A 21,582-nucleotide genomic window follows, 5' to 3' on the forward strand; every position below is an offset into this window, starting at 1 on the left:
AATATTCAAAAATGATGACTCCTGGAACTTTCATCTATTTAAAGTCCAAGACTCAAACAGTTACTATTCATTTTTTATACATTAAGAAATTCACTTTTTCAGCACAATCTTTGCAACACACTCCACATGCATGGTCTGCGGGAACATATCAACCGGCTGCACCTCAACAGTTTTGTAACCGCCGTCTTCCAGGATGCGCAAATCCCTCGCGAGTGTTCCCGGGTTGCAGGACACATAGACGACTTTTTTTGGCTTCATGTTAAGTATGGTTTGCAGCAGGGCTTCGTCACAGCCTTTGCGCGGCGGGTCAACGACCAGGACATCTGCTGTGTTACCCTTTTTATACCAATCCGGAATAACTTCTTCCGCTTTCCCGACAGCAAATTCGGCATTGATAATTCCATTCAGGGATGCATTCCGCCTCGCATCCTCAATCGCATCAGGCACAATTTCCACACCGAAAACCTCTTTGGCTTTTTGCGCCAAGAAAAGGGAAATCGTCCCGATTCCACAATACGCATCGATAACCTTTTCTTCTCCGCTCAAGTTTGCATATTCCAGCGCCTTTTCATATAATACCTTCGTTTGCTCTGGGTTCACCTGATAAAAAGAGCGGGCGGAAATGGCAAATTTAATATCACCGATAAAGTCATAGATAACCTCTTCGCCCCATAGGACACGGGTTACATCTCCCATGATTACATTCGTCTTTTTTGAGTTAACATTATGCACTACTGACTTAACGCCTTGGATGTTCTCGACAATCTCTTCCACGATTTTCTGTTTGTACGGCAGTTCGTTCGTTCTGGTGACAAGCACAATCATCACTTCACCGGTCACAAGCCCGTAGCGAGCCATCACATGCCGAAGTTCGCCTTTATGCCTGCCTTCATCATAGGCACGGACACCATAGCGGCCGCAAATTTCCTTTACCTTTTGGACTACTTCATCATTTTTTTCTTGCTGGATAAGGCATTCCTTCATATCAATAATCTGATGGGTGCGCTGCTGGTAAAATCCTCCGATCAGCCCGCCTTCCTGCTCTCCAATCGGTACCTGTGCTTTATTGCGGTAGCGCCACGGATCCTTCATGCCGAGCACCGGATGCACCTTTACATCTTCAAGCTTCCCAATCCTGGTCAGCACATCCCTGACCTGCTTTTCCTTTGCAAGAAGCTGGCCTTCATAGCTCAAATGCTGAAGCTGGCAGCCTCCGCATTCTTTATAGATCGGACATGGAGCCTCAACCCGGTATGGACTTTCTTCGTACGTTTCGATTAAACGGGCGAATCCATATCCTTTGTTGACTTTAATAACCTTTACCTTTGCCCTTTCGCCGGGAAGCCCGTTCGGCACAAACAGGGGGAAGCCGTCTACTTTGGCAACGCCCGCTCCCTCATGGGTTAAATCCTCAAAAGTAACATCTATATAATCATTTTTTTGAACCGGTAATGTTCTGCTCATTGTTTTCTTCCTTTTCAGCTTAATTCCGTGACCTTTTTGACTAGAGAGATTGTATCACAAAACAGGGTTAAATACGAAATCGGATACTGTCTGCAGCTTTAAAGGGCTAATATATTGCCCTATCCGAAGTTATTTAAAAGCAAAATGATAAGGTTAAAAAAGGGCTGGAAGCAAGCAGGCACAGGAGGCATAGCAATTCAATCAAACGTTTGATTGAATTGGGATATTCATAAAAAAAGCCCGCTCCATAGAGCGGACTCCTTCTTATACATGCGGACTTTCCCAATCTGTCGGGCGGTCTTCTTCACGAATCTGGTCAATCGGCACGAAAACTTCTAAATGCCTGTACAGGTTGACGAATTCGGCTGGAAGCAGCCCGCCAAATTCACCGTCCAGGTTAAGCTGGACTTTTTCCTTGGCTTGGACCTTGATCCGGTTTGCCTGTGTATAGATCACATTCGGATCTTTGACATGCTCGCCGCGGACTGCCATTGTAGCAATCCGAATAAAGTCGGCTAGATTGGTTTTCTTTAATATCAGCAGGGAGAACATTCCATCATTAATGCAGGAATCAGGGGCAAGCTTTTCAAAGCCGCCTACTGAATTTGTTAACCCTACAAGGAAAAGCATGACTTCCCCTTCAAACATTTTCCCGTCAAATTCGATGCTTACTTCAGTTGAACGGATGGAAGGAAGCATTTCAATCCCTTTTAAGTAGTAAGCAAGCTGGCCGATCATTGTTTTAAGCTTGCTTGGCACTTCATAAGTCAGTTCTGTCAGCCTTCCGCCGCCGGCGATATTAATAAAGTATTTTTCATTAATTCGGCCAATATCAACAGGAATCGTATCCCCTTTGATGATGATATCTGTCGCGGCTTCTACATCCCTTGGAATATGCAGTGCCCGTGCGAAATCATTTGTTGTCCCAGTCGGGATAATCCCAAGGCGCGGACGGTAATCCTGCTCGGCCAGCCCGTTTACAACCTCATTGATTGTACCGTCCCCGCCGGCTGCAATAACCAATTCAAAACGGCGCTCAACGGCTGCCCTTGCAGCTTTAATGGCGTCCCCTTCGCCTGTGGTGGCATGGCAGGAGGTTTCATAGCCTGCCTCCTCCAGCTTTTGCAGCACCTCGGCCAAATGCCTTTTAAAAATTTCACGGCCCGAGGTTGGATTATAAATAATTCTTGCTCTTTTCATAGCCCATCATCCTATTATTTAATCAACTTTGTCTTAATCCGTTTTTACAATTCCATCTTTTTACATCATAGCGAATAGAAATGCACTTAGCAATTTTTACGTTGCACTTCCGGTTTCTATTCTATTCACTTCCGCCTGTTTACACAAGTGGCAGATGGCATAAAAGAATTATACCCTCATCCGGCAGAAAAGTACCATGAATAAACATGTTTTTAAAAAGAATAATAGGGTATGCCGTTAATCCTGCTGCAGATCCTTCAGCACAAGGCTTTTCACGTAATCGATAATTGTTCTATATGGATATTCTTCATTTAAAACGCTATGAAGCATTGCACCATCCATTATAGTCCAGAACATGCAGGCTACATAATTCGGGTCTGCATCCGGGCGGAATTCTCCGGCAGCCTGCCCCTCTTCCAGAATATCGGTGATGAGCTTTAAAAAGAACTTCTTTCCTCTTTCTTTCAAAATCCGGTTCAAATTTTCATCCCTGGACGAATGCAAAGTAAATTCGAGATGAACCACAATTTTATCCTTGCGTTCCTGGCTAAAAGGGCTCATTTCTCTGTATATATCAAAGAGGTACTCAAGCTTTTCTTCAGCTGAAGATAGATTGGAAATGCTCTCTACAAGCCTCGCACTGGTTGCTTCTGTCTGCTCGTTCATAAGCTCCAGATAAATCTCTTCCTTACTTTTAAAATAATTATAGATGGCACCCTTGCTTATTCCTGAGTATGCGACAATGTCATCAATAGTAGCTGCCTGAAATCCCTTCTTGGCGAAACAGGCAAGCGCGCCGGCCAGAATCTCCTTCTTCTTCTTCCGTTTGTATTGCTCTGATACGATAGGCGCCAAATTTGTCCCCCCATATATCTTTCTTTTTAACTCTGTTGAACTTGTCTGTTGCTTTCCGTTCCAGACGCTTAGAGAACCGCGGGCGTTCCAACGCTCTTCGGCGTTTTGCGCCTATGGGGTCTTCGCTTGACTCACATCTCCCGCAGTACTTTGAATAAACATCTCGATTAAACACCGGACGAAGAAAATGCGAATGCATTTTCGTGGTCTCCCGCTTTTCAAACAGTCAATTTCGTTCAGAGCCAAGTCCCAAATGGCTTCTCCAGTTTCACTTAAGGCAATCACCAGGTCAATGCGGCTTTTGTCACTTTTAAAATTTAAATTTCTTTTCTATCAATTCGATTGTTAAAAATGCTGGATTCCTGTCAGTTTCCGAAAGTCAGGATCCAGCAATGAATTATAAATATTTTCGTGATCCTCCTGCTGCAATGACTTAAACGAACTCTTTCACCATGCAGGTATTTTTTATTTGCGACTTTTTTCTTCCCTTACATTTCACTATCCACAGAAACATTTTTTATCCAAGGAACCCTCTTTGAGGATTTCTTTTATATAAAGGTCAGCATGCTCTTTAGTAATATTAGTGTCTTCTGTAATCAATCCCGCTTCCAGCAATTCCAATTTTAGTTTGTCGAGAAACAAGTCTCTGATTGCTGCTGATCGGCAAGGCTGCATCTGGGCTGCCAAGTCCCAAATCCACTGCTCCAGGTGAACACTTTTGCTCTTTTTTTGCATTTCATACGGAACCTGCTTTCTTCCCACATTCCTCACTCCTCAAGACTGCTATTTTCAAATAAACCGACTGGTCTTTTTATTGTAAAATAACTATCTTGAATTTTCAAACATTTAAACAAAAAGAAACTCCTAACATCATGTTAAGAGTTTAATCTTATTTAAGCTTTTCCGTTTTGCCTTTGGTGTCTTCAAGTACCTTTACTTGGCCACCGATGAGCATCAGACAAGCAAAAGCAATTGGAAAGCAACGTTCAAACCAGGTTACTTTAGCAGATGATTGCTTTTGTTCCTCTGCCGAAATCAGCGGCGGGGATTCTCTTAGTTTCTCAACTCCAATTTGTGCCATGATAAGATTAGTAAGTTCTTCCTCTCTTGGCATTGCCGGCAGTGCCTGCTCCTCTTCTTCCATTGCCTCAAGGTAAATTTCCAAACATTGGTCGCAAGTATAAAGATGATCTTCATAGGCTTCGCGGTCTTCTTCTTCAAGCTCATTTTTCACATATTTCATCCATGCTTCCAGTGAGTAATGATCCATGAAAAGTCATCTCCTTCCAATGCTTTCAACTGCGATGTTCACAGGTAATCCTTCCCTTTATATCCTGCTGGGTAATAATGTACTCATTCGCGTACAAATCATTTCTTAAAGTAATCCTATTTATAACCTTCGAATTCAAAGTTTTCTTTTTGAGTGCCGAAATAATCATAATCGAGAGAATCGTACAATTCAATACTTTTTAATATAAAGCTTTGTTATTTTTGCCTGTTGATTTCCGCTCCAGGCACTCGCGGTCCGGGAGCCTCCTCACGCCTGCGGGGACTTCCATTGATTCGCTTCTCCCGCTTGACTTTGAATAAAAATCCTCGAATAAACACCGTACGGAGAAGCTGCTAATGCATTTTGGAGCATCTCGCACCTTCCGGATCCGATTACCATACTCAGCAATTAGCTTTAACATCGCCTAATAAAAAAATAACCCTCAAAAATTGAGGGTTAAAAGGTTTCCAGAATACAAACATGGCAAGCATGCGGAATGGTATGGGATTCATTTGCTCCAAATTGTGTGTGCAGCCTTTTTAATAATAATGAAGAAATATCTGCTCTTTTCTCCGCCGGGGCACCTGAAAAATAGGATAGCGACATGATTCGATCCACCCACTCTTCGTTGCTGAACATTACTTCATAGTCCAGTTTGTAAAAGTCTCTAAGTTCAAATCCGTTTTCCTGCCATTCAGCGAACCACTCAACAGGGAACCCATTAATCCGCTGCCTTGACTCCGCCTTGGATCCAGCTGGCTTTAAGTTTTGGCCCAAATGGCTTTCAAGTACCTCAAATGCCGCTTCAACTGCCAGGCTGCCTGGCAGGAATCCGGAATCAGCTATTATCATTTTCCCCATTGGCTTCAAAATCCTCTTCATTTCCTTCAATGCCGCTTCCCGATTAAACCAGTGCCACGCCCTGAAAACAGTTACCATATCAAAGTGATACGGCTCTAAACCCGTTTCCTCTGCAGTTCCGTGCCAATAGGGGATATCCTCAAACCTTGCAAGATTAATCCGTACGGCTTCATCAAGCATTTCAGCAGAAGGTTCCACTCCAATTACATCTGCCTTCCTAAGCTTCAGCTTCCTTGTTAATGTCCCTGTGCCGGAGCCTATGTCTGCAATTTTCTTCCCTTCAAACGAGATGCCTCGCAGGTTTAAGCTTTCGAAAAAGCTCACCGGGATATCGTCTCGGGACCTCGTATAGCTTTTTGCTGCCTGCCCGAAATTCGTTTTTGCCATATTCCTCACCGCCAACTATTCAAATAATTTCGAATTCCACTTTAAACAAAACCATTATATGGTAAACTGTATGCAATGACAACGAAAGAGGGTGCTTCGGAAAAATTTTTTTAAAAGCAAGGACGAATTAAAAAAAGGTTTGAATATATTGATGAAAAAGGATTGATACGATGACGTTACTTATTTTTCTGGCAGCGTACCTGATTGGATCGATTCCTACCGCATTATTAGTTGGTAAGTACGCATTTCAGATCGACATCCGGGATCATGGAAGCAATAATCCAGGCGCGACCAATACCCTGCGGGTGCTTGGAAAAAGGGCAGCTATTATTGTCTTGCTTGTTGATATCGGCAAAGGTGCAGTTGCTGCGGGATTGCCTTTCCTATTGCAATCTGATGCAGATCCGCTTATGGTTGGCCTGGTTGCTGTATCCGGGCATTGCTTTCCTGTTTTCGCCGGTTTCCGGGGCGGAAAAGCCATTGCCACCACGGCAGGCGTTTTGCTTGTTTCAAACATTTGGATGTTTTTGATTGCTTATATTTCTTTTATTGCGGTCATCTACGCAACGAAATATGTATTTTATGGCTCCCTATCGGTTGGTGCTTCTTTACTGGTTTATTCCCTCTTTATACCAGGGCATAAACATGAACTTATCTTTTCTATTTTCCTTTTATTTTTAATTTTTCTGCACCGCTCCAATATTAAGAACTTTATAGATAAAAAAGAGCCCAAGATAAACGATAAACGGTTAAAAGATGACCGCATTCCTCCGAAGGATAATAAAAAACGCGCGTAAGCAGGGACCGGATACTGATTCCCCATTCAGTGTCCGGGCTTTTTTTTGGATTTATCACATGAAAGACTTAGATGTAGCAAATCCTTTGAATAATGATTAATTTAAAGGAGCTTATTTATGTTCTTAATATTTAAGGTATTAAGCCTATATTTAATAACAATCGTGATGATGAGGCTAATGGGCAAATCAACGATTATCCAAATGACTCCTTATGATTTAGTTGCCATCATCATTGTCGGAACGATCGCCTCCGAACCTCTAATCAGTACTGAGTATATGCCTACGCTAATTGCCCTGGGCATTCTTGTTGGCCTGCATATTTTATTTTCATATCTTACTTTAAATCAAATCGGAAACCGCTTTTTCCTTGGGGAACCCACAATGCTGATCAAAAATGGCGAAATCCTTGAAGACAATCTGGAGAAATCCCACCTTTCTATGTCACAGCTTCTTTCAATCTTAAGAAGCAAGGGATTTCCCAAAATTGCCGATGTGGACTACGCCATCCTTGAGCCAATTGGTGAAGTGAGCATTATCCCAAAAGTCGCCAATACACCCGTAACTGTAGAACACTTAAACATTTCCATCCAGGATGAAGGCCTGCCTATTGCTGTTATTGTTGATGGGAGAATTCAGCAGCGCAACCTTCAATTGCTTGGACAAACAAAAGATTGGCTGCTGGAACAGCTCCGAGAAAACAATCTTCATGAAAAAGATATTATGTATGCCTATGTAAATGAGAAGTCAAAAAAGTTAAATATAAACAGGCGGAGATAATTTATGTTATAAGTTTATAATCTAAATTATTGGGTATAAGAAATGGGTTACTGTTTTACTTTCAGTTATATTCTTCCAATAAATATACATATCAATATCAGGGGGTAATGGTATGACAGAAGAAGGCATAGTTCTTCAAACAAAAATAGATAATTTTGATTTTAACTGGGATCTAGACAAAGGTCTCTTCAACTTCGAAGGTGAAGATGCCGTTCTTTTCTGGATTAAATCAGCCATGAAAAGCTTTTTTGATACCATTGAAGAGATTTCCGGGAAAGAAACTTCCAGCCTTGTACTTGAAACCACAGGCTTCAGGCAAGGAATGGTGGTAGGAGAATTTTTTAAAAACATGAATCTTCCCCTACAGGAAGTCGCTAATATTATTCCAAGAATCTATGCTTCAGCTGGATGGGGGAAATTCACAATCACCGATTTGGATCCGGAAGCGAAAACAGCTAAAGTCCAGACAATTGATAGCTGGGAGTATAAAATAAACAAAGAGCAAGGAAAAAACGAATCGGGAACTTTTCTGCCTGGACATTTTGCCGGCATCTTTTCCGCAGTATTCGGAACAAGCATTTGGTACAAAAAAATAACCGATCAATTAGGCGAACATGACTATACAGACTTGGATTATTTTCCTTCAACCGTTACTGTAGAGGAAAATATCCATGCCTTAGCCAGACGCGAGGAATCCAAAAAAATCAGTGAGCTTGAAAAATTAGTAGAAGACCGTACAAGAGATTTGAAAGAACTTGTGAAAGAAATCTCTTCTCCTGTGATCCCCGTTTTGGATGGAATCGTCGTCGTTCCGCTATTAGGAAGATATGATGAATTCCGCTCAGAGGAGCTCGTGGATAAAACCTTGCATAGTTTGCCGAAACACCAGGCTGACTGCCTGATCCTTGATTTGACCGGATTAAACCAGTCCATCAGTGCTTACACTGTTGAGTTTTTAAGTAAGATTGCAGCTGCAGCCAACCTGATTGGTACCGAAACGATCCTTGTCGGCATCTCGCCTGAACTCGGCACAAAGATTACTGAAACCAAATTTAACCTTTCCAAATTTAACTGCTTCACAAACCTGCAGCATGGCATCTATTATGCCCTGTCCAAAAAAGGCAGAAAAATATTTTAAAGGCAAAAAGCTGACTTAATAGTCGCCAACTATGGCAAGCAAGTCAGCTTCTTGTTTAAAAATTGAAACACAGCTATCGAAATTATGATTTTTCTGTGAGTTACCGGTGAGACAATGATTTGGATAGAACTTTTTATGCACTGATAAGTCCGTTTTATGTGCGATTAAAAGTTTTTCTCTGCTTGTAGCAAGTAATTGATTTACCAAACGCTTAAACCTTCTTCGGCGCCCCTCTATATTTAGCTTCGCGCAGTTCAAGCGCATATGCGTCCAGATTTGGCATGCCCATTTCTCCTGCAATCGCGATTTCTTTTTCAATATCATAAGGGACACGTACGATTTCGATAGAAAAAGCGGCCGGCTCCTTTGAGAGGTACTTCCCATGGAGAATGGAATAGGTTGCCTGCGGAATATCGAGGGAATTTCCGACGCTTCCTGTATTGAAGAGCGTTTTTTGAGGGTGGATCGGTTCGATCAGTGCAGCATGGATATCGCCATATCCAACTACATCCGGTGTCCGTCCTTCTTCGCCGGCATTAATATTCTCTGTATTCTCAAACATGGCCAGTTTTTCTTCATGAGAATCACGCATCGGCACAACCCGGTGATAGATGCTCTTGGCTGAGGCATGATACAGCCTGACATATTTTCCGCTCATATAAAAATCATGATGGAATGGCAGCGTGCTTAAATAAGCTAGTGCCTCTTCCCCAAGCTGCTTTTGATGCCATTGCCCCTCCTCGAAATCCAGTGGTTTCTGCATAAAATCATCCCAGTTTCCAAGAAGAACCACCTCGCAGATTTCCTTTATCCGTTCAACTGCTTTACGGGAATTCGGACCTTTTCCAATTAAATCCCCCAGGCAAAATATCGTATCAATTCCGCGCTCGCGGATATTTTCCAAAACGGCCTCCAGTGCCGTCAAATTTCCATGAATATCTGAAATCACTGCAACTTTCTCCATTTATTGTCTCCTCCTTACCGTACCTATCTATTTCTCCATAAATCACATGCTTCCTCTATCCTTCCCTAAAAATAACCAACACTATTAACAAAATTTGATTTTTCCCAGTACCGCCATTACATTAGAAATATGGTAAAATAACAGCAGGCAAAAAACCAACATTACATATAGAAGGAGTAAGGATTATGTCAAAAGTATTTGTATTCGGACACAAAAACCCAGACACAGACTCGATCTGCTCAGCTCTTGCTTATGCGGAATTAAAAACCAAATTAGGCGTTGAGGCTGAACCGATCCGCCTAGGCCAAGTAAATGAGGAAACGCAATATGCTTTGGATTACTTTAAAGCTGAAGCACCACGCCTTGTTGAGGCCGTGTCAAAAGAAGTAAACGAAGTCATCCTTGTTGATCATAACGAGTTCCAGCAAAGCGCTGACGATATCAGAGATGTAAAAATCCTTGAGGTTATCGACCATCACCGCATCGCGAACTTTGAAACAAGCGATCCGCTTTATTACCGTGCGGAACCGGTTGGCTGCACAGCAACCATCCTCAACAAAATGTACAAAGAAAACGGAGTGGAAATCAGCAAAGAAACTGCTGGCTTAATGCTTTCTGCCATTATTTCCGATTCCCTATTATTCAAATCTCCAACCTGCACAGACCAGGACATTGAAGCAGCACGCGAGCTTGCAGAAGTCGCAGGCGTAAATCCCGAAGAGTACGGTTTAGAAATGCTAAAAGCAGGTGCAGATCTTAGTAAAAAAACAGTTGAAGAATTAGTTTCCCTTGATGCGAAAGAATTCCAAATGGGCACCTATAAAACAGAGGTGGCACAGGTAAATGCAGTTGACCTGAATGACGTTTTAAACCGCCAAGCTGAACTTGAAGCTGTTATTTCCGAAACCATCAAGAAGAAAGAATTGGACTTATTCGTTTTTGTTCTAACTGACATCCTTAACAACGATTCAGTTGCCATCGCTCTTGGAAACGAAACAAAAGCCATTGAGCAAGCCTACAATGTAACGCTTGAAAACAACAAAGCCCTTCTTAAAGGCGTTGTATCACGCAAAAAGCAAATCGTACCACCGCTTACAAATGTATTGGCTGGTAAATAAGATAAAAGGCAGTGCCGCATATTGGCACTGCTTTTTATTTGCCTTCCAATAAAGCTTCCGTCCCTCTCACAAGCTTCTGCATCAGTTCCTTCACCGTTATATCTTCTGCCATTCGCACTCCCTGTCCTGCCCATAGTGACATAAACTCCGGCCGCTCCAACTTGGCAGCCTGTTTTCGGAGAGATGCTGTCAAATCATTCTGCAGCGGGTAAGGCAACACAGGCTGCTCCTTCATCTCTTCCGTGAATCTGTTGCTAATTCCCCTTGCCATCTTCCCGGAAAAAGCTTTTGTTAAAACTGTATGCTCTTCTGTAGCATTTAAGAGGGCATCCTTATAGAACGGGTTTGCCCCGCTTTCTCTGCATGGGAGAAACACCGTTCCGAGCTGGACACCAGCTGCGCCAAGCATGATCGCTGCAGCAATCCCGCGTGCGTCCATCATTCCGCCGGCAGCAATGACAGGCTTGCCGACTGCATCCGCGACCTGCGGAATAAGCGCCATGGAGCCGACCAGTCCACTTTCCTCCTTATGAAAAGTGCCCCGGTGTCCGCCAGCCTCACTTCCCTGGGCAACAATCAAATCTGCCCCGGCCTCCTCCCACTCTGCTGCTTCATTAACATTCGTGGCTGTTCCAATAATTACAGTGCCCTGTTTCTTTAGTTCGCGAATAACGTTTGAATCAGGTATGCCAAACGTAAAGCTGCATACAGGAACACGTTCTTCCATTACAGCTTCCAGCTGTTTTTCATAGAGAGCGCCATAATCCTTCTTAGGCAGGAGGAGTTTCTCCTTTATCCCCAGCTCACTACTATACTTGTTGAGCACTTCTCCCATTCTGCTAATCTCTTCTTTTTGTGCCGAGACCTCCAGATTCGGAACAAAAAGATTTATGCCAAATGGTTTGTCCGTCAGACTCCGAATCTTTCTGATATCTTCTCTTATCTCATCAGAATTCATATAGCCTGCTCCCATATTGCCTAGACCGCCGCTATTGGAAACCTCACTGATTAATCCCGGTGTTGTCATTCCACCTGCCATTGGCGCCTGAAAAACAGGAAATTGTATGTCCAGCTTTTCCGTTAAACGATTCCGGTTCCAGCCCATTGCTAACCCACACCCTTCCCTGATTATTTTTCCGAAACTAGTGCATCTATCATGCTATTTGCAACCGTATGCCAGATTTCTGAGTCTTCCTGATAAGAAGCTGTCAGCCTTCTATACATACTCATCTGCTTTTCCTTAAAATCATCAGTCTCCTGCGCCGGGAGCTTGCTGCGTTCCTCATCCACGATTTCCTGGATACGTTTGGCCCGGGGTCCCCAAACCGCCTGCTCTTCTCCTTCTTTATCTATAAAAATAAAGATTGGTATTGCTCTAGAGATTCCATTCGTGAGGTACTGGTCCATTAGCTCAAGGTTTTGGTCCCGCAAAATAAAACGGACTTCCGCTCCGATTTCCTCCGAGATTTTTAAAAGGATCGGATTGTTCAGCATGGCATCCCCGCACCAATCCTCTGTAATAGCAATTGCCTTTAAGCCAGTTCCCTTTAACTTTTCCAGCCTATCTTTTTCTTCATCAGCCAAAGAAAAACGGCTATATACTCCCTCCATTGCCTCCTTATTTACTTTCATTCCCTCAATGTATTCTTTCGGGCTTAGCCCTTTTTCAAACCAGTCCATTAACTCCATGCTTACCTCTCCTTTATAAATTGCCTCTAAATCTTATTCTTTAACTCTAGCTCTTATTCCTGCACACTTATTAGTTGCATTTGCTGTAAAACTATGTAAAACAAAATCTTTTCCTGGGAAATAGGGGAGCCTTTTGTCGAACCAATTATATACAAAAAGCTGATGGATCTCCATCAGCTTCGTTTGCATATAATCGATTGGGAGGAGCTAATAGCTTCCCTCTTATCTCTTCTTTATTTCCTCTTGCAATAGCTTGTTAACAAGCGGAGGATTTGCCTGGCCTTTTGTTGCTTTCATAATCTGACCGACAAGGAAACCGATCGCTTTTTGTTTCCCGTTTTTGAAATCCTCGATCGATTGCGGGTTCGCATCAAGCGTTTCTCCGATAATTTTCAAAAGAGCACCTTCGTCAGAAATCTGGACTAGGCCTTTTTCTTTAACGATTGTTTCAGGCTCGCCGCCATTTTCAATCAGCTCTTTGAAAACAGTCTTAGCAATCTTTGATGAAATGGTGCCGTTTTCGATCAATTTAATCATACCGGCAAGTCCTTCAGCTGTCAGAGCGATATCGCTAAGCTCTTTTTGCTCAGCGTTCAAATAGGCGGAAAGCTCACCCATCACCCAGTTGGAAGCCTGTTTTGCATCTGCACCTGCATGAACAGCCGCTTCAAAGAAATCGGATGTTTCTTTTGTGACCGTCAGGACAGCAGCATCATAGGCAGGCAATCCTAGCTCTTCAATATAACGGTTCTTTCTTTGGTCCGGAAGCTCAGGGATTTCTGCTCTGATGCGCTCCTTCCATTCTTCATCGATATGGATATCAAGCAAATCCGGCTCAGGGAAATAACGATAATCATCCGAACCTTCTTTCACCCTCATAAGAATCGTCGTATTTGTCGCTTCATCATAGCGGAGGGTTTCCTGCTGGATTGTTCCGCCAGAACTCAAGATTTCCTCCTGGCGTTTTTCCTCATATTCCAGCCCTTTGCGGACAAAATTAAAGGAGTTCAGGTTCTTAAGCTCTGTCTTTGTACCGAATTCCTCCTGCCCTACAGGACGAAGGGAAATATTCGCATCACAGCGAAGTGAGCCTTCTTCCATTTTACAATCGGATACACCTGTATACTGAATAATCGATTTCAGTTTTTCCAGATAAGCGTATGCTTCATTCGGTGTGCGGATATCCGGTTCAGATACGATTTCAATCAATGGCGTACCCTGGCGGTTATAGTCTACCAAAGAATATCCTTTTTCATGAGAAAGCTTTCCTGCATCCTCTTCAAGATGTATGCGTGTAATGCCAATCTTTTTCTTATAGCCGTCCACTTCGATTTCAATCCAGCCATGCTCTCCGATCGGCTTATCAAATTGAGAAATCTGATAAGCTTTCGGATTGTCAGGGTAAAAATAGTTCTTCCGGTCAAATTTTGTAACAGGCGCAATTTCACAGTTTAAAGCCATTGAAGCCTTCATGCCGAATTCTACAGCCTTTTTATTAATAACCGGCAACACTCCCGGGTAGCCAAGATCAACCACCGTTGTGTTGGAGTTCGGTTCAGCGCCAAAATGGTTTGGGCTAGCCGAGAAAATTTTTGAATCCGTTTTTAACTCTACGTGCACTTCAAGTCCGATAACCGTTTCATATTTCATGAGTTTTCCCCCCTTACAGTCCCGGTTTTTGTTTATGATAATCAGTTGCCTGTTCAAATGCATGCGCTACACGATATACTGTACTCTCATCAAAATGCTTTCCGATAATTTGCAGGCCAAGCGGCAATCCATTAGAGAATCCGCATGGAACGCTAATTCCCGGTACTCCGGCAAGGTTCACCGGAATTGTTAAGATATCATTTGCATACATCGTAAGCGGGTCAGACATGTTTTCTCCGATTTTAAATGCAGGTGTTGGGGCTGTTGGCCCAATAATAACATCGTACTTTTCGAAGACATTCTCAAAATCCTGTTTAATGAGCGTACGTGCTTTTTGTGCTTTTTTATAGTAAGCATCATAATAGCCGGAGCTCAAGGCGAATGTTCCAAGCATAATACGTCGCTTCACTTCATCCCCGAAGCCTTCTGCTCTTGTCTTTTTGTATAAATCGATTAAATTCTCAGGATCCGGAGTCCGGTAGCCATAGCGCACTCCATCAAAGCGGGCCAGATTTGCTGACGCCTCTGAGGAAGACAGCAAATAATAGGTTGCCAGCGCATATTTCGAATGCGGAAGCGAAACCTCTTCCCAAGTGGCACCCATTTTTTCAAGCACCTTCAAAGAATCCAAAACAGATTGGCGCACCTCTTCATTGACACCCTCACCTAGATACTCTTTCGGTACAGCAATTTTCAGTCCTTTAACATCACCTGTCAATGCTTCTGCATAGCTTGGAACAACCACATTTGCTGATGTGGAATCCATTGGGTCTACCCCGGAAATCGCTTGAAGCAAATAGGCGTTATCTTCTACAGTGCGTGTAATGGGACCAATCTGATCCAGTGAAGATGCAAATGCGATCAAGCCAAACCGGGATACTCTTCCATATGTAGGCTTTAATCCAACGACCCCGCAGTAGGAAGCAGGCTGTCTTATAGAACCGCCTGTATCCGATCCAAGCGAAAACAGCACCTCTCCGGCTGCAACAGAAGCAGCTGAACCGCCTGAAGAGCCGCCGGGTACTCTTTCGAGGTTCCATGGGTTGCGTGTCGCTTTGAAACCGGAGTTTTCATTGGATGATCCCATTGCAAATTCATCCATATTTAATTTGCCAATTGTAATCGTTTCTGCATTTTGTAACTTGGACGCGGCAGTCGCATCATAAATTGGATCAAAATTCTCAAGGATTTTGCTCGCGCTAGTTGTGCGCAGCCCTTTTGTAACAATATTATCCTTCACACCGATCGGCATGCCGAATAATAGTCCCTTTGCTTCGTCTGTTCCGATCTTTATATCCATCTTCTTTGCTGCCTCACGGGCTCTTTCTTCATCTAGCGTCAGGAAAGCCTGTACCTTGTCCTCTACTTCGCCAATACGTTTGTACGATTCACTGACAAGATCGGATACTGTAATTTCTTTTTTATGTAAAAGCTGATGAAGCTCCGAAACCTTATGGTCAAATAAACTCACCATTTTCCCCTCCCTACTCAATAATGGACGGCACTTTGATATAGCCATCCTGATGTTCCGGCGCATTTTTTAGAACTTCTTTTTGCGGAAGCCCCTTCTCCGCCTTGTCTTCTCTCATCACATTTTTCATATCAAGCACATGGGATGTCGGTTCTACATTTTCTGTATCCAGCTCATTAAGCAGCTCTGCAAACGAAATTATTTTGTCCAGCTGTTCAGTAAAAGTAACAGCCTCTTCCTCAGTTATTGCAAGTCTTGCCAAATGCGCAACATGCTTTACCTGGTCAGTTGAAATTCTCGACATAAATGCCACCTCCAAAATTAAATTCTGCCAATGCACAATAATTATGATCATACCAAACTTTCGCGCGTTAAAGCAACACGCGCGAAAGCTGTTTCAATTCAATCTTCAGCTTATTTTACCATGAGTTGAACGAATTGTGTGTTTGCTTCTCATCTTGCAGGATAAATGAACAGCAAAGCCTAATTAATATGGTTGTGATTATTTTTTACAGGAGGTCATATTATGGAATTTTTCCGCTTTGATACAGAGGCAAGCAAGGAGATTACTCAGTTCAACAGCCACAATGCCAGCATCAGTCCGATTCTCAGGAACACCGCAGCTACAATTGGCTGTATCCATCTTAAGGAAAATAGCGTTCTTGGTAGGCATCCAGCCACATGCCCACAGCTTTTCCTTATCGTTGATGGAGAAGGCTGGGTCAAAGCAGCCGGCGGTGAACAAGTAGCTGTCGTGAAAGGGACTGCCGTTTATTGGACTGAAGGAGAGGAACACGAGTCAGGTTCATATCTAGGCATGACAGCGATTGTCATTGAAGGGTCTGACCTGGATCCGCATGCATATTTAAAGCCTTTGGAATAAGAGAATGCATTGGGACGTCTCACCTTGAAGGAAGCTTCTGAGCAAACCAGGGACCGGTTTAAAAAGCCTGCTGTATCAACAACTGACCGATATATATAAAATCTGGCGTTAAAATTAGGAAAGTGACCAATATATTGAAATTCTGACCGATAAAATCAAAAAGTGACCGATATAAGTATTTCCGGCCAACTGCACTTGTACCTGAAAATTTCCAGATTGGCAATTAGCCGAAAATCTTTCAGTTTGGCCGGTATTTTATCAAAATTGGCCGGTAAACTTGTGTTTTTGGCCGGTATTTTAATAAAATTGGCCGGTAATTGTATGTTTTTGACGATAAATTTAAAAAATCAGAAGCCGGTATTAATGAGGGAAACAACTATCCAAATGTTTCCAATACAAAAATGAGCGGCGCCTGCCATTGCGCTGCTCATTTAACTATCTGCCCCGCTTAAATATCTTTGCTAAAATACCGCCTTTCTTCCCTGATGCCTTTTTAGGCTCTGCCTTCACTGTTTTCCTTTCGACATATATATCCGGTTTATCAATCGCATAGTCATGCGCTAGAACCAAACCAATTTCTGAATTATGTTCTTTGTTGGTGACGATCGTGTATTCAACTTTATACTTTGAAGCCAACTTAATATATTTCGATAAGTATGAATAGCTCATATTCCCATTCAGGTAAAGATGTGCCTGGCTGTTGGTTTTTAAAGCTTCATCCACTTGCGGATAAATCCCGTCTTCTCTTACCTGCGGCTGTTTCAGCGCTATGACAATCCGTTCCCGAAGCGTCCCTAAAAACTTCCGCCGCTCATCAGGCTTTGTCTGTTTTTGCCCGTGAATCCCCTGCTGGAGATAATCATCTATATTTTCAGCCACCGTACAACCTCCGTCCTTATTCTGACTGCTCTGCAACCATTGTATAAATGGGGCATCTCCAATTCAAATATAAATCTTAGTTCGCCTAATAATATGTATGTTTTTGCATTATAAGCTGTGCTAGTTTAATCTTATCCTTCTTAACCTAAAAAAAACCTCTCTTCAATGAAGAGAGGTGAAAAATGGAGAATATACAGGTAAAAAAAACAAGTTACCAACGGTTAAAATTAAGTAATAGGACTAAGCTTCCTGCTTTTCAGCTGTGAATTGCTCTTCCTCTGTGGACCCTTTTAAAGCGGTTGTGGAAGACGTTCCGCCTGTGATAACCATGGAAACCTGGTCGAAATATCCGGTTCCAACTTCACGCTGGTGCCTTGTTGCTGTGTATCCATGCTGCTCGCTGGCGAACTCGGCCTGCTGCAGCTCAGAGTACGCAGCCATTCCGCGGTCTTTATAGCCGCGAGCCAATTCGAACATGCTGTGATTTAAGGCATGGAAGCCTGCTAAAGTAACGAATTGGAATTTGTAGCCCATTTTACCGAGCTCCACTTGGAATTTCGCAATTGTTTCGTCATCCAGCTTCTTTTTCCAGTTAAAGGATGGAGAGCAGTTATAGGCTAACAGCTTGCCAGGGAATTCTTCATGGATGGCTTCAGCGAAGCGCCTTGCTTCTTCAAGGTCTGGCTCGGATGTTTCACACCACACTAAATCTGCATAAGGAGCGTAAGCCAGCCCCCGAGCGATCGCTTGGTCGAGTCCCGCCCTAGTTCGGAAGAATCCCTCAGGCGTACGTTCCCCTGTAATGAAAGGTGCATCATACGGGTCAACATCGCTGGTAATCAAGTCGGCAGCATTTGCATCTGTACGGGCTACAATCACGGTCGGAACGCCCATAACATCTGCAGCCAACCTGGCAGAAATCAAATTTTTTACGGCTGTCTGTGTAGGAAGCAATACTTTGCCGCCGAGGTGTCCGCATTTTTTCTCAGAAGACAGCTGATCTTCAAAGTGGACACCGCCTGCACCGGATTCAATCATGCCTTTCATAAGCTCGAATACATTCAGCTGGCCCCCAAAGCCGGCTTCCGCATCTGCCACAATCGGGGCAAACCAGTCAATGGAATCGTCGCCTTCCATATGATGAATCTGGTCTGCTCGCTGCAGCGCCTGATTGATTCTTTTTACAACACTAGGAACACTGTTTGCCGGATATAAACTTTGGTCCGGATACATATTTCCGGAGAGGTTGGCATCTGCAGCTACCTGCCAGCCGCTTAAGTATATGGCTTTCAGCCCGGCCTTCACCTGCTGGACAGCCTGGTTGCCTGTTAACGCCCCCAATGCATTTACGAAGTCTTCTTCATTCACAAGTTTCCAAAGCTTCTCTGCACCACGGCGCGCTAATGTATGTTCAATATCGATCGATCCTCTTAATTTGATTACATCCTCCGCCGTGTACGGTCTTTCAATCCCACTCCAACGTTCATTCATTTCCCAGCTTTCCTGTAATTGACGCACTCTTTCATCTGCCATTTGATTAAATCCTCCTTTAAATTAGAAAAAATCAACCCTTAAGCAAACCCCCAGGTGAAAACGCTGTTGTAATATAACAGGGTCACAATTAACAATCTGTTATACTATTATTCTATGTTGTTATAAAACAATTAATTATCTATGTTTTGTATTATATAACAGTGATTTCGGAATGGGAACCCCTTTTTATAAAATTTTTTGAAAAATTTAAATAAATTTGCACACCCCTTTCTCTGGCAACTGATCTTATATGTTAAGGCAAAATGGCTTTTGCCGCTGATTGGTGATATTGGACTGTGCGCGCCAAATATATCCTGTAGTCTGCAAAGTTTAAAATTGGGAATTCTCATTAAAATATTGGTCTTTCAGAACGGCACAATCGTCGCCAACCAGATTTTCCAGGTCATGAGCTCATTGGCGTCCAGTCAACTGTGCTCTGAATCTGCCCTGAAGTTACCCAAACAGCCGTCCAGCTTGGAATCGATTTTAAGGACAAAATACCGATTAAAAAGCTAAATATCAAATCTTAAGAGGCCTATAAAAAGTCTTGGCCTCTTTTTGTTTTGCATAAAAAACCTCTCCTTTTTGTCAATTTAATTTTATAAATTTGAATGAATAGATATGTTGATACGAGTAATATAACAGCAAATTAATTCGATTTTACGCATTTTTATACATTTATACATTAATAGCTTGATAGCTTTTTTGTCCCTAAAACTTTATTATGTTATGATTATTAACGTCTTTTCAATGCGGGCCATACCCCGATTCAAATTTTTCACAAACACCAAACTGTATGTTACTGTATAAAGGGGACTTTTTTCACGTATGTATTTAGGGGAATACTTTTTTAGGATGGAGGTGAACATATGGATTTCACTACAGCGACCTGGCTATGGCTTCTAATTCCAATGCCACTTTTGATTGTATTATCAAGCATCACTTATTTTACCGAAAGAGGAGAGGATAAATAAATATGGATATAAATATACCCACGCTAATTGCAATTATTGTTTATCTGGTCGGTATGCTGCTAATTGGTTTTCTTGCAGCCAGAATGACCAAAGATTTATCAGATTATGTTTTAGGCGGAAGGCGCCTTGGAGCCGGAGTTGCAGCTTTAAGTGCCGGGGCATCCGATATGAGCGGCTGGCTAATGCTTGGATTGCCTGGTGCTGTTTATTTAGGCGGTATGGGCGAAATTTGGCTTCCAATCGGTTTGGCAGTCGGTGCTTATCTGAATTGGCAGTTTGTTGCTAAGCCATTGCGTGTCTACACGGAAGTAGCAAACGATTCTATTACAGTTCCAGGTTATTTTGAAAACCGATTCCATGACACCTCTAAAATACTTCGTGTAGTTTCTGCAATCGTTATTTTAATCTTTTTCACTTTCTATACTTCCTCCAGCCTTGTTGGCGGTGCCATTCTTTTAGAGAACTCATTTGGAATGGATTACACGGTTGCCCTTTGGGTCGGAGCAGCAGTAATTTTGTCTTATACTTTCTTTGGCGGATTTTTGGCTGCCAGCTGGACAGATTTTATTCAAGGTATTTTAATGTTCCTTGCCTTAATCATTATCCCGATCGTTGCGATTCAGGAACTTGGCGGATGGAATGAGACTTTACAGCAAATCGGTACGATTGATCCAACTCATTTGGATGTTGCTTCAGGTGCCACTTTTGTTGGCGTTGCTTCTCTATTGGCATGGGGACTTGGCTATTTTGGACAGCCGCATATCCTTGTCCGTTTTATGGGATTAAAATCAACAAATGACGTTCCTAAAGCGCGTTTAATCGGAATGACATGGATGGTCCTTTCACTTTTTGGAGCTCTTTTTGTTGGATTCGCTGGTATTGCTTACTTTGCGGATACCCCACTTGAGAATTCTGAAACAGTATTTATCATGTTTTCTCAAGTTTTATTTAATCCATGGGTAGCAGGATTTTTATTAGCAGCCATTCTCTCAGCAATCATGAGCACGGTTGACTCACAATTGCTCGTTTCTTCAAGTGCATTGGCACAGGATTTCTATAAATCTATCTTCAGAAGAAATGCTTCCAAGAAGGAAGAAATGATTGTTGGCAGAATTGCTGTACTTGGCATTGCAGTCATTGCAATCTTTTTAGGGTATAACCCTGAAAGCAAGGTATTGGAACTTGTTAGTTATGCTTGGGCCGGATTTGGTGCTGCCTTTGGACCTGTCATCATCCTGAGCCTGTTCTGGAAACGCATGACACGAAACGGCGCTCTTGCCGGAATTATAGTCGGTGCTGCAACCGTTATTGTTTGGAAACAAATAACAGGCGGCATATTCGACCTTTATGAATTGGCTCCAGGCTTCCTATTTGCAGGTATAGCGATTATTATTGTCAGCCTTTTAGACAAGGAACCTTCAAAAGAAGTACAAGAGCAATACAATCAGTTTAAATCCGTTTTAAAGAAATAAGCAAAAAAATCCCTCTTCACATTGGTGAAGAGGGATTTTTTATATTAATACATTTCAGAAGTTGTTTTTGCTTGCATATGAAGCAGAATGTAGTCTGGGCCACCCGCTTTGGAGTCTGTTCCTGACATGTTGAATCCGCCAAATGGCTGGTATCCAACGATTGCGCCTGTACAGCCGCGGTTGAAGTATAGGTTTCCGAC

General features: G+C 42.7%; 21 protein-coding genes. 6 read left to right on the plus strand and 15 right to left on the minus strand.

Annotation, left to right across the window (positions count from 1 at the left end; translation table 11 throughout):
• Nucleotides 1-90: 90 nt before the first annotated feature.
• From rlmD to DFO73_RS23170, 6 genes are all read right to left on the minus strand, one after another.
• On the minus strand, nt 91-1,464 hold the full coding sequence (gene rlmD / locus DFO73_RS23145) for a 23S rRNA (uracil(1939)-C(5))-methyltransferase RlmD (RefSeq protein WP_110067060.1): 1,374 nt from the start codon (nt 1,462-1,464) through the stop codon (nt 91-93).
• A gap of 264 nt (nt 1,465-1,728) precedes the next feature.
• Nucleotides 1,729-2,664: a diacylglycerol kinase gene (locus DFO73_RS23150; protein WP_110067061.1), complete on the minus strand. Its 936-nt coding sequence runs from the start codon at nt 2,662-2,664 to the stop codon at nt 1,729-1,731.
• A 237-nt stretch (nt 2,665-2,901) separates the two neighbouring features.
• Nucleotides 2,902-3,519: a TetR/AcrR family transcriptional regulator gene (locus DFO73_RS23155; protein WP_110067062.1), complete on the minus strand. Its 618-nt coding sequence runs from the start codon at nt 3,517-3,519 to the stop codon at nt 2,902-2,904.
• 498 nt (nt 3,520-4,017) lie between these two features.
• Nucleotides 4,018-4,281, minus strand: a complete 264-nt coding sequence (locus tag DFO73_RS23160) for a hypothetical protein (protein WP_110067063.1) — start codon at nt 4,279-4,281, stop codon at nt 4,018-4,020.
• Nucleotides 4,282-4,408: 127 nt separating this feature from the next.
• Nucleotides 4,409-4,789: an anti-sigma factor family protein gene (locus DFO73_RS23165; protein WP_110067064.1), complete on the minus strand. Its 381-nt coding sequence runs from the start codon at nt 4,787-4,789 to the stop codon at nt 4,409-4,411.
• 456 nt (nt 4,790-5,245) lie between these two features.
• Nucleotides 5,246-6,037 carry a class I SAM-dependent methyltransferase gene (locus DFO73_RS23170; protein ID WP_110067065.1) on the minus strand — a complete coding sequence of 264 codons (792 nt, stop codon included), beginning with the start codon at nt 6,035-6,037 and terminating at the stop codon, nt 5,246-5,248.
• A gap of 170 nt (nt 6,038-6,207) precedes the next feature.
• On the opposite strand from DFO73_RS23170, the gene plsY reads away from it, so the two are divergent.
• From plsY to DFO73_RS23185, 3 genes are all read left to right on the plus strand, one after another.
• Entirely contained in the window at nt 6,208-6,834 is a 627-nt protein-coding gene (gene plsY / locus DFO73_RS23175; protein ID WP_110067066.1) for a glycerol-3-phosphate 1-O-acyltransferase PlsY, read from the plus strand.
• Nucleotides 6,835-6,951: 117 nt separating this feature from the next.
• Nucleotides 6,952-7,611 carry a DUF421 domain-containing protein gene (locus tag DFO73_RS23180; RefSeq protein WP_110067067.1) on the plus strand — a complete coding sequence of 220 codons (660 nt, stop codon included), beginning with the start codon at nt 6,952-6,954 and terminating at the stop codon, nt 7,609-7,611.
• Nucleotides 7,612-7,723: 112 nt separating this feature from the next.
• Complete coding sequence (locus DFO73_RS23185; protein ID WP_110067068.1) at nt 7,724-8,749, plus strand: STAS domain-containing protein; 1,026 nt, start codon at nt 7,724-7,726, stop codon at nt 8,747-8,749.
• Between the two features lie 211 nt (nt 8,750-8,960).
• Here the strand turns inward: DFO73_RS23185 and DFO73_RS23190 are convergent, their stop codons facing one another.
• On the minus strand, nt 8,961-9,713 hold the full coding sequence (locus DFO73_RS23190) for a metallophosphoesterase family protein (RefSeq protein ID WP_110067069.1): 753 nt from the start codon (nt 9,711-9,713) through the stop codon (nt 8,961-8,963).
• Between the two features lie 185 nt (nt 9,714-9,898).
• Between DFO73_RS23190 and DFO73_RS23195 the strand changes: the two genes are divergently transcribed.
• The gene (locus DFO73_RS23195) at nt 9,899-10,831 is read left to right on the plus strand and encodes a manganese-dependent inorganic pyrophosphatase (RefSeq protein ID WP_110067070.1); all 933 of its coding nucleotides are present in this window, start codon (nt 9,899-9,901) and stop codon (nt 10,829-10,831) included.
• Nucleotides 10,832-10,865: 34 nt separating this feature from the next.
• On the opposite strand, the gene DFO73_RS23200 is transcribed toward DFO73_RS23195, so the two are convergent.
• The 5 genes from DFO73_RS23200 to gatC form a co-directional block, all read right to left on the minus strand.
• Nucleotides 10,866-11,936 carry an NAD(P)H-dependent flavin oxidoreductase gene (locus DFO73_RS23200; RefSeq protein ID WP_110067071.1) on the minus strand — a complete coding sequence of 357 codons (1,071 nt, stop codon included), beginning with the start codon at nt 11,934-11,936 and terminating at the stop codon, nt 10,866-10,868.
• Between the two features lie 23 nt (nt 11,937-11,959).
• On the minus strand, nt 11,960-12,520 hold the full coding sequence (locus tag DFO73_RS23205; RefSeq protein WP_110067072.1) for a thioredoxin family protein: 561 nt from the start codon (nt 12,518-12,520) through the stop codon (nt 11,960-11,962).
• A gap of 222 nt (nt 12,521-12,742) precedes the next feature.
• Entirely contained in the window at nt 12,743-14,170 is a 1,428-nt protein-coding gene (gatB, locus tag DFO73_RS23210) for an Asp-tRNA(Asn)/Glu-tRNA(Gln) amidotransferase subunit GatB (RefSeq protein WP_110067073.1), read from the minus strand.
• Between the two features lie 13 nt (nt 14,171-14,183).
• Nucleotides 14,184-15,641 carry an Asp-tRNA(Asn)/Glu-tRNA(Gln) amidotransferase subunit GatA gene (gatA, locus tag DFO73_RS23215; RefSeq protein WP_110067087.1) on the minus strand — a complete coding sequence of 486 codons (1,458 nt, stop codon included), beginning with the start codon at nt 15,639-15,641 and terminating at the stop codon, nt 14,184-14,186.
• A 13-nt stretch (nt 15,642-15,654) separates the two neighbouring features.
• Nucleotides 15,655-15,945, minus strand: coding sequence for an Asp-tRNA(Asn)/Glu-tRNA(Gln) amidotransferase subunit GatC (gene gatC / locus DFO73_RS23220; RefSeq protein ID WP_110067074.1), 291 nt, complete (start codon nt 15,943-15,945; stop codon nt 15,655-15,657).
• Nucleotides 15,946-16,167: 222 nt separating this feature from the next.
• On the opposite strand from gatC, the gene DFO73_RS23225 reads away from it, so the two are divergent.
• Nucleotides 16,168-16,524 (plus strand): cupin, encoded by a 357-nt coding sequence (locus DFO73_RS23225; RefSeq protein ID WP_110067075.1) that lies wholly within the window; start codon nt 16,168-16,170, stop codon nt 16,522-16,524.
• Between the two features lie 435 nt (nt 16,525-16,959).
• On the opposite strand, the gene DFO73_RS23230 is transcribed toward DFO73_RS23225, so the two are convergent.
• On the minus strand, nt 16,960-17,403 hold the full coding sequence (locus DFO73_RS23230; RefSeq protein ID WP_110067076.1) for a YueI family protein: 444 nt from the start codon (nt 17,401-17,403) through the stop codon (nt 16,960-16,962).
• 240 nt (nt 17,404-17,643) lie between these two features.
• Nucleotides 17,644-18,936 carry an isocitrate lyase gene (gene aceA, locus DFO73_RS23235; protein WP_110067077.1) on the minus strand — a complete coding sequence of 431 codons (1,293 nt, stop codon included), beginning with the start codon at nt 18,934-18,936 and terminating at the stop codon, nt 17,644-17,646.
• Between the two features lie 976 nt (nt 18,937-19,912).
• Between aceA and putP the strand changes: the two genes are divergently transcribed.
• Nucleotides 19,913-21,382, plus strand: coding sequence for a sodium/proline symporter PutP (gene putP / locus DFO73_RS23240; RefSeq protein ID WP_110067078.1), 1,470 nt, complete (start codon nt 19,913-19,915; stop codon nt 21,380-21,382).
• A gap of 44 nt (nt 21,383-21,426) precedes the next feature.
• On the opposite strand, the gene DFO73_RS23245 is transcribed toward putP, so the two are convergent.
• On the minus strand, nt 21,427-21,582 hold a 156-nt coding region (locus DFO73_RS23245; RefSeq protein ID WP_142669541.1), incomplete at its 5' end, for an aldehyde dehydrogenase family protein.

The sequence above is a fragment of the Cytobacillus oceanisediminis genome, from assembly GCF_003182355.1.
In the GTDB taxonomy this organism is placed as follows: domain Bacteria; phylum Bacillota; class Bacilli; order Bacillales; family Cytobacillaceae; genus Cytobacillus; species Cytobacillus oceanisediminis_A.

What these genes read in the sequence shown, in the direction of transcription:
- DFO73_RS23225 (WP_110067075.1), top strand. Translation starts at nt 16,168, where the DNA reads ATGGAATTTTTCCGCTTTGATACAGAGGCAAGCAAGGAGATTACTCAG.
- DFO73_RS23165 (WP_110067064.1), bottom strand. Translation starts at nt 4,789, where the DNA reads ATGGATCATTACTCACTGGAAGCATGGATGAAATATGTGAAAAATGAG.
- DFO73_RS23190 (WP_110067069.1), bottom strand. Translation starts at nt 9,713, where the DNA reads ATGGAGAAAGTTGCAGTGATTTCAGATATTCATGGAAATTTGACGGCA.
- DFO73_RS23205 (WP_110067072.1), bottom strand. Translation starts at nt 12,520, where the DNA reads ATGGAGTTAATGGACTGGTTTGAAAAAGGGCTAAGCCCGAAAGAATAC.
- gatB (WP_110067073.1), bottom strand. Translation starts at nt 14,170, where the DNA reads ATGAAATATGAAACGGTTATCGGACTTGAAGTGCACGTAGAGTTAAAA.
- putP (WP_110067078.1), top strand. Translation starts at nt 19,913, where the DNA reads ATGGATATAAATATACCCACGCTAATTGCAATTATTGTTTATCTGGTC.
- gatC (WP_110067074.1), bottom strand. Translation starts at nt 15,945, where the DNA reads ATGTCGAGAATTTCAACTGACCAGGTAAAGCATGTTGCGCATTTGGCA.
- DFO73_RS23180 (WP_110067067.1), top strand. Translation starts at nt 6,952, where the DNA reads ATGTTCTTAATATTTAAGGTATTAAGCCTATATTTAATAACAATCGTG.
- rlmD (WP_110067060.1), bottom strand. Translation starts at nt 1,464, where the DNA reads ATGAGCAGAACATTACCGGTTCAAAAAAATGATTATATAGATGTTACT.
- aceA (WP_110067077.1), bottom strand. Translation starts at nt 18,936, where the DNA reads ATGGCAGATGAAAGAGTGCGTCAATTACAGGAAAGCTGGGAAATGAAT.
- DFO73_RS23170 (WP_110067065.1), bottom strand. Translation starts at nt 6,037, where the DNA reads ATGGCAAAAACGAATTTCGGGCAGGCAGCAAAAAGCTATACGAGGTCC.
- plsY (WP_110067066.1), top strand. Translation starts at nt 6,208, where the DNA reads ATGACGTTACTTATTTTTCTGGCAGCGTACCTGATTGGATCGATTCCT.
- DFO73_RS23150 (WP_110067061.1), bottom strand. Translation starts at nt 2,664, where the DNA reads ATGAAAAGAGCAAGAATTATTTATAATCCAACCTCGGGCCGTGAAATT.
- DFO73_RS23200 (WP_110067071.1), bottom strand. Translation starts at nt 11,936, where the DNA reads ATGGGCTGGAACCGGAATCGTTTAACGGAAAAGCTGGACATACAATTT.
- DFO73_RS23195 (WP_110067070.1), top strand. Translation starts at nt 9,899, where the DNA reads ATGTCAAAAGTATTTGTATTCGGACACAAAAACCCAGACACAGACTCG.
- DFO73_RS23185 (WP_110067068.1), top strand. Translation starts at nt 7,724, where the DNA reads ATGACAGAAGAAGGCATAGTTCTTCAAACAAAAATAGATAATTTTGAT.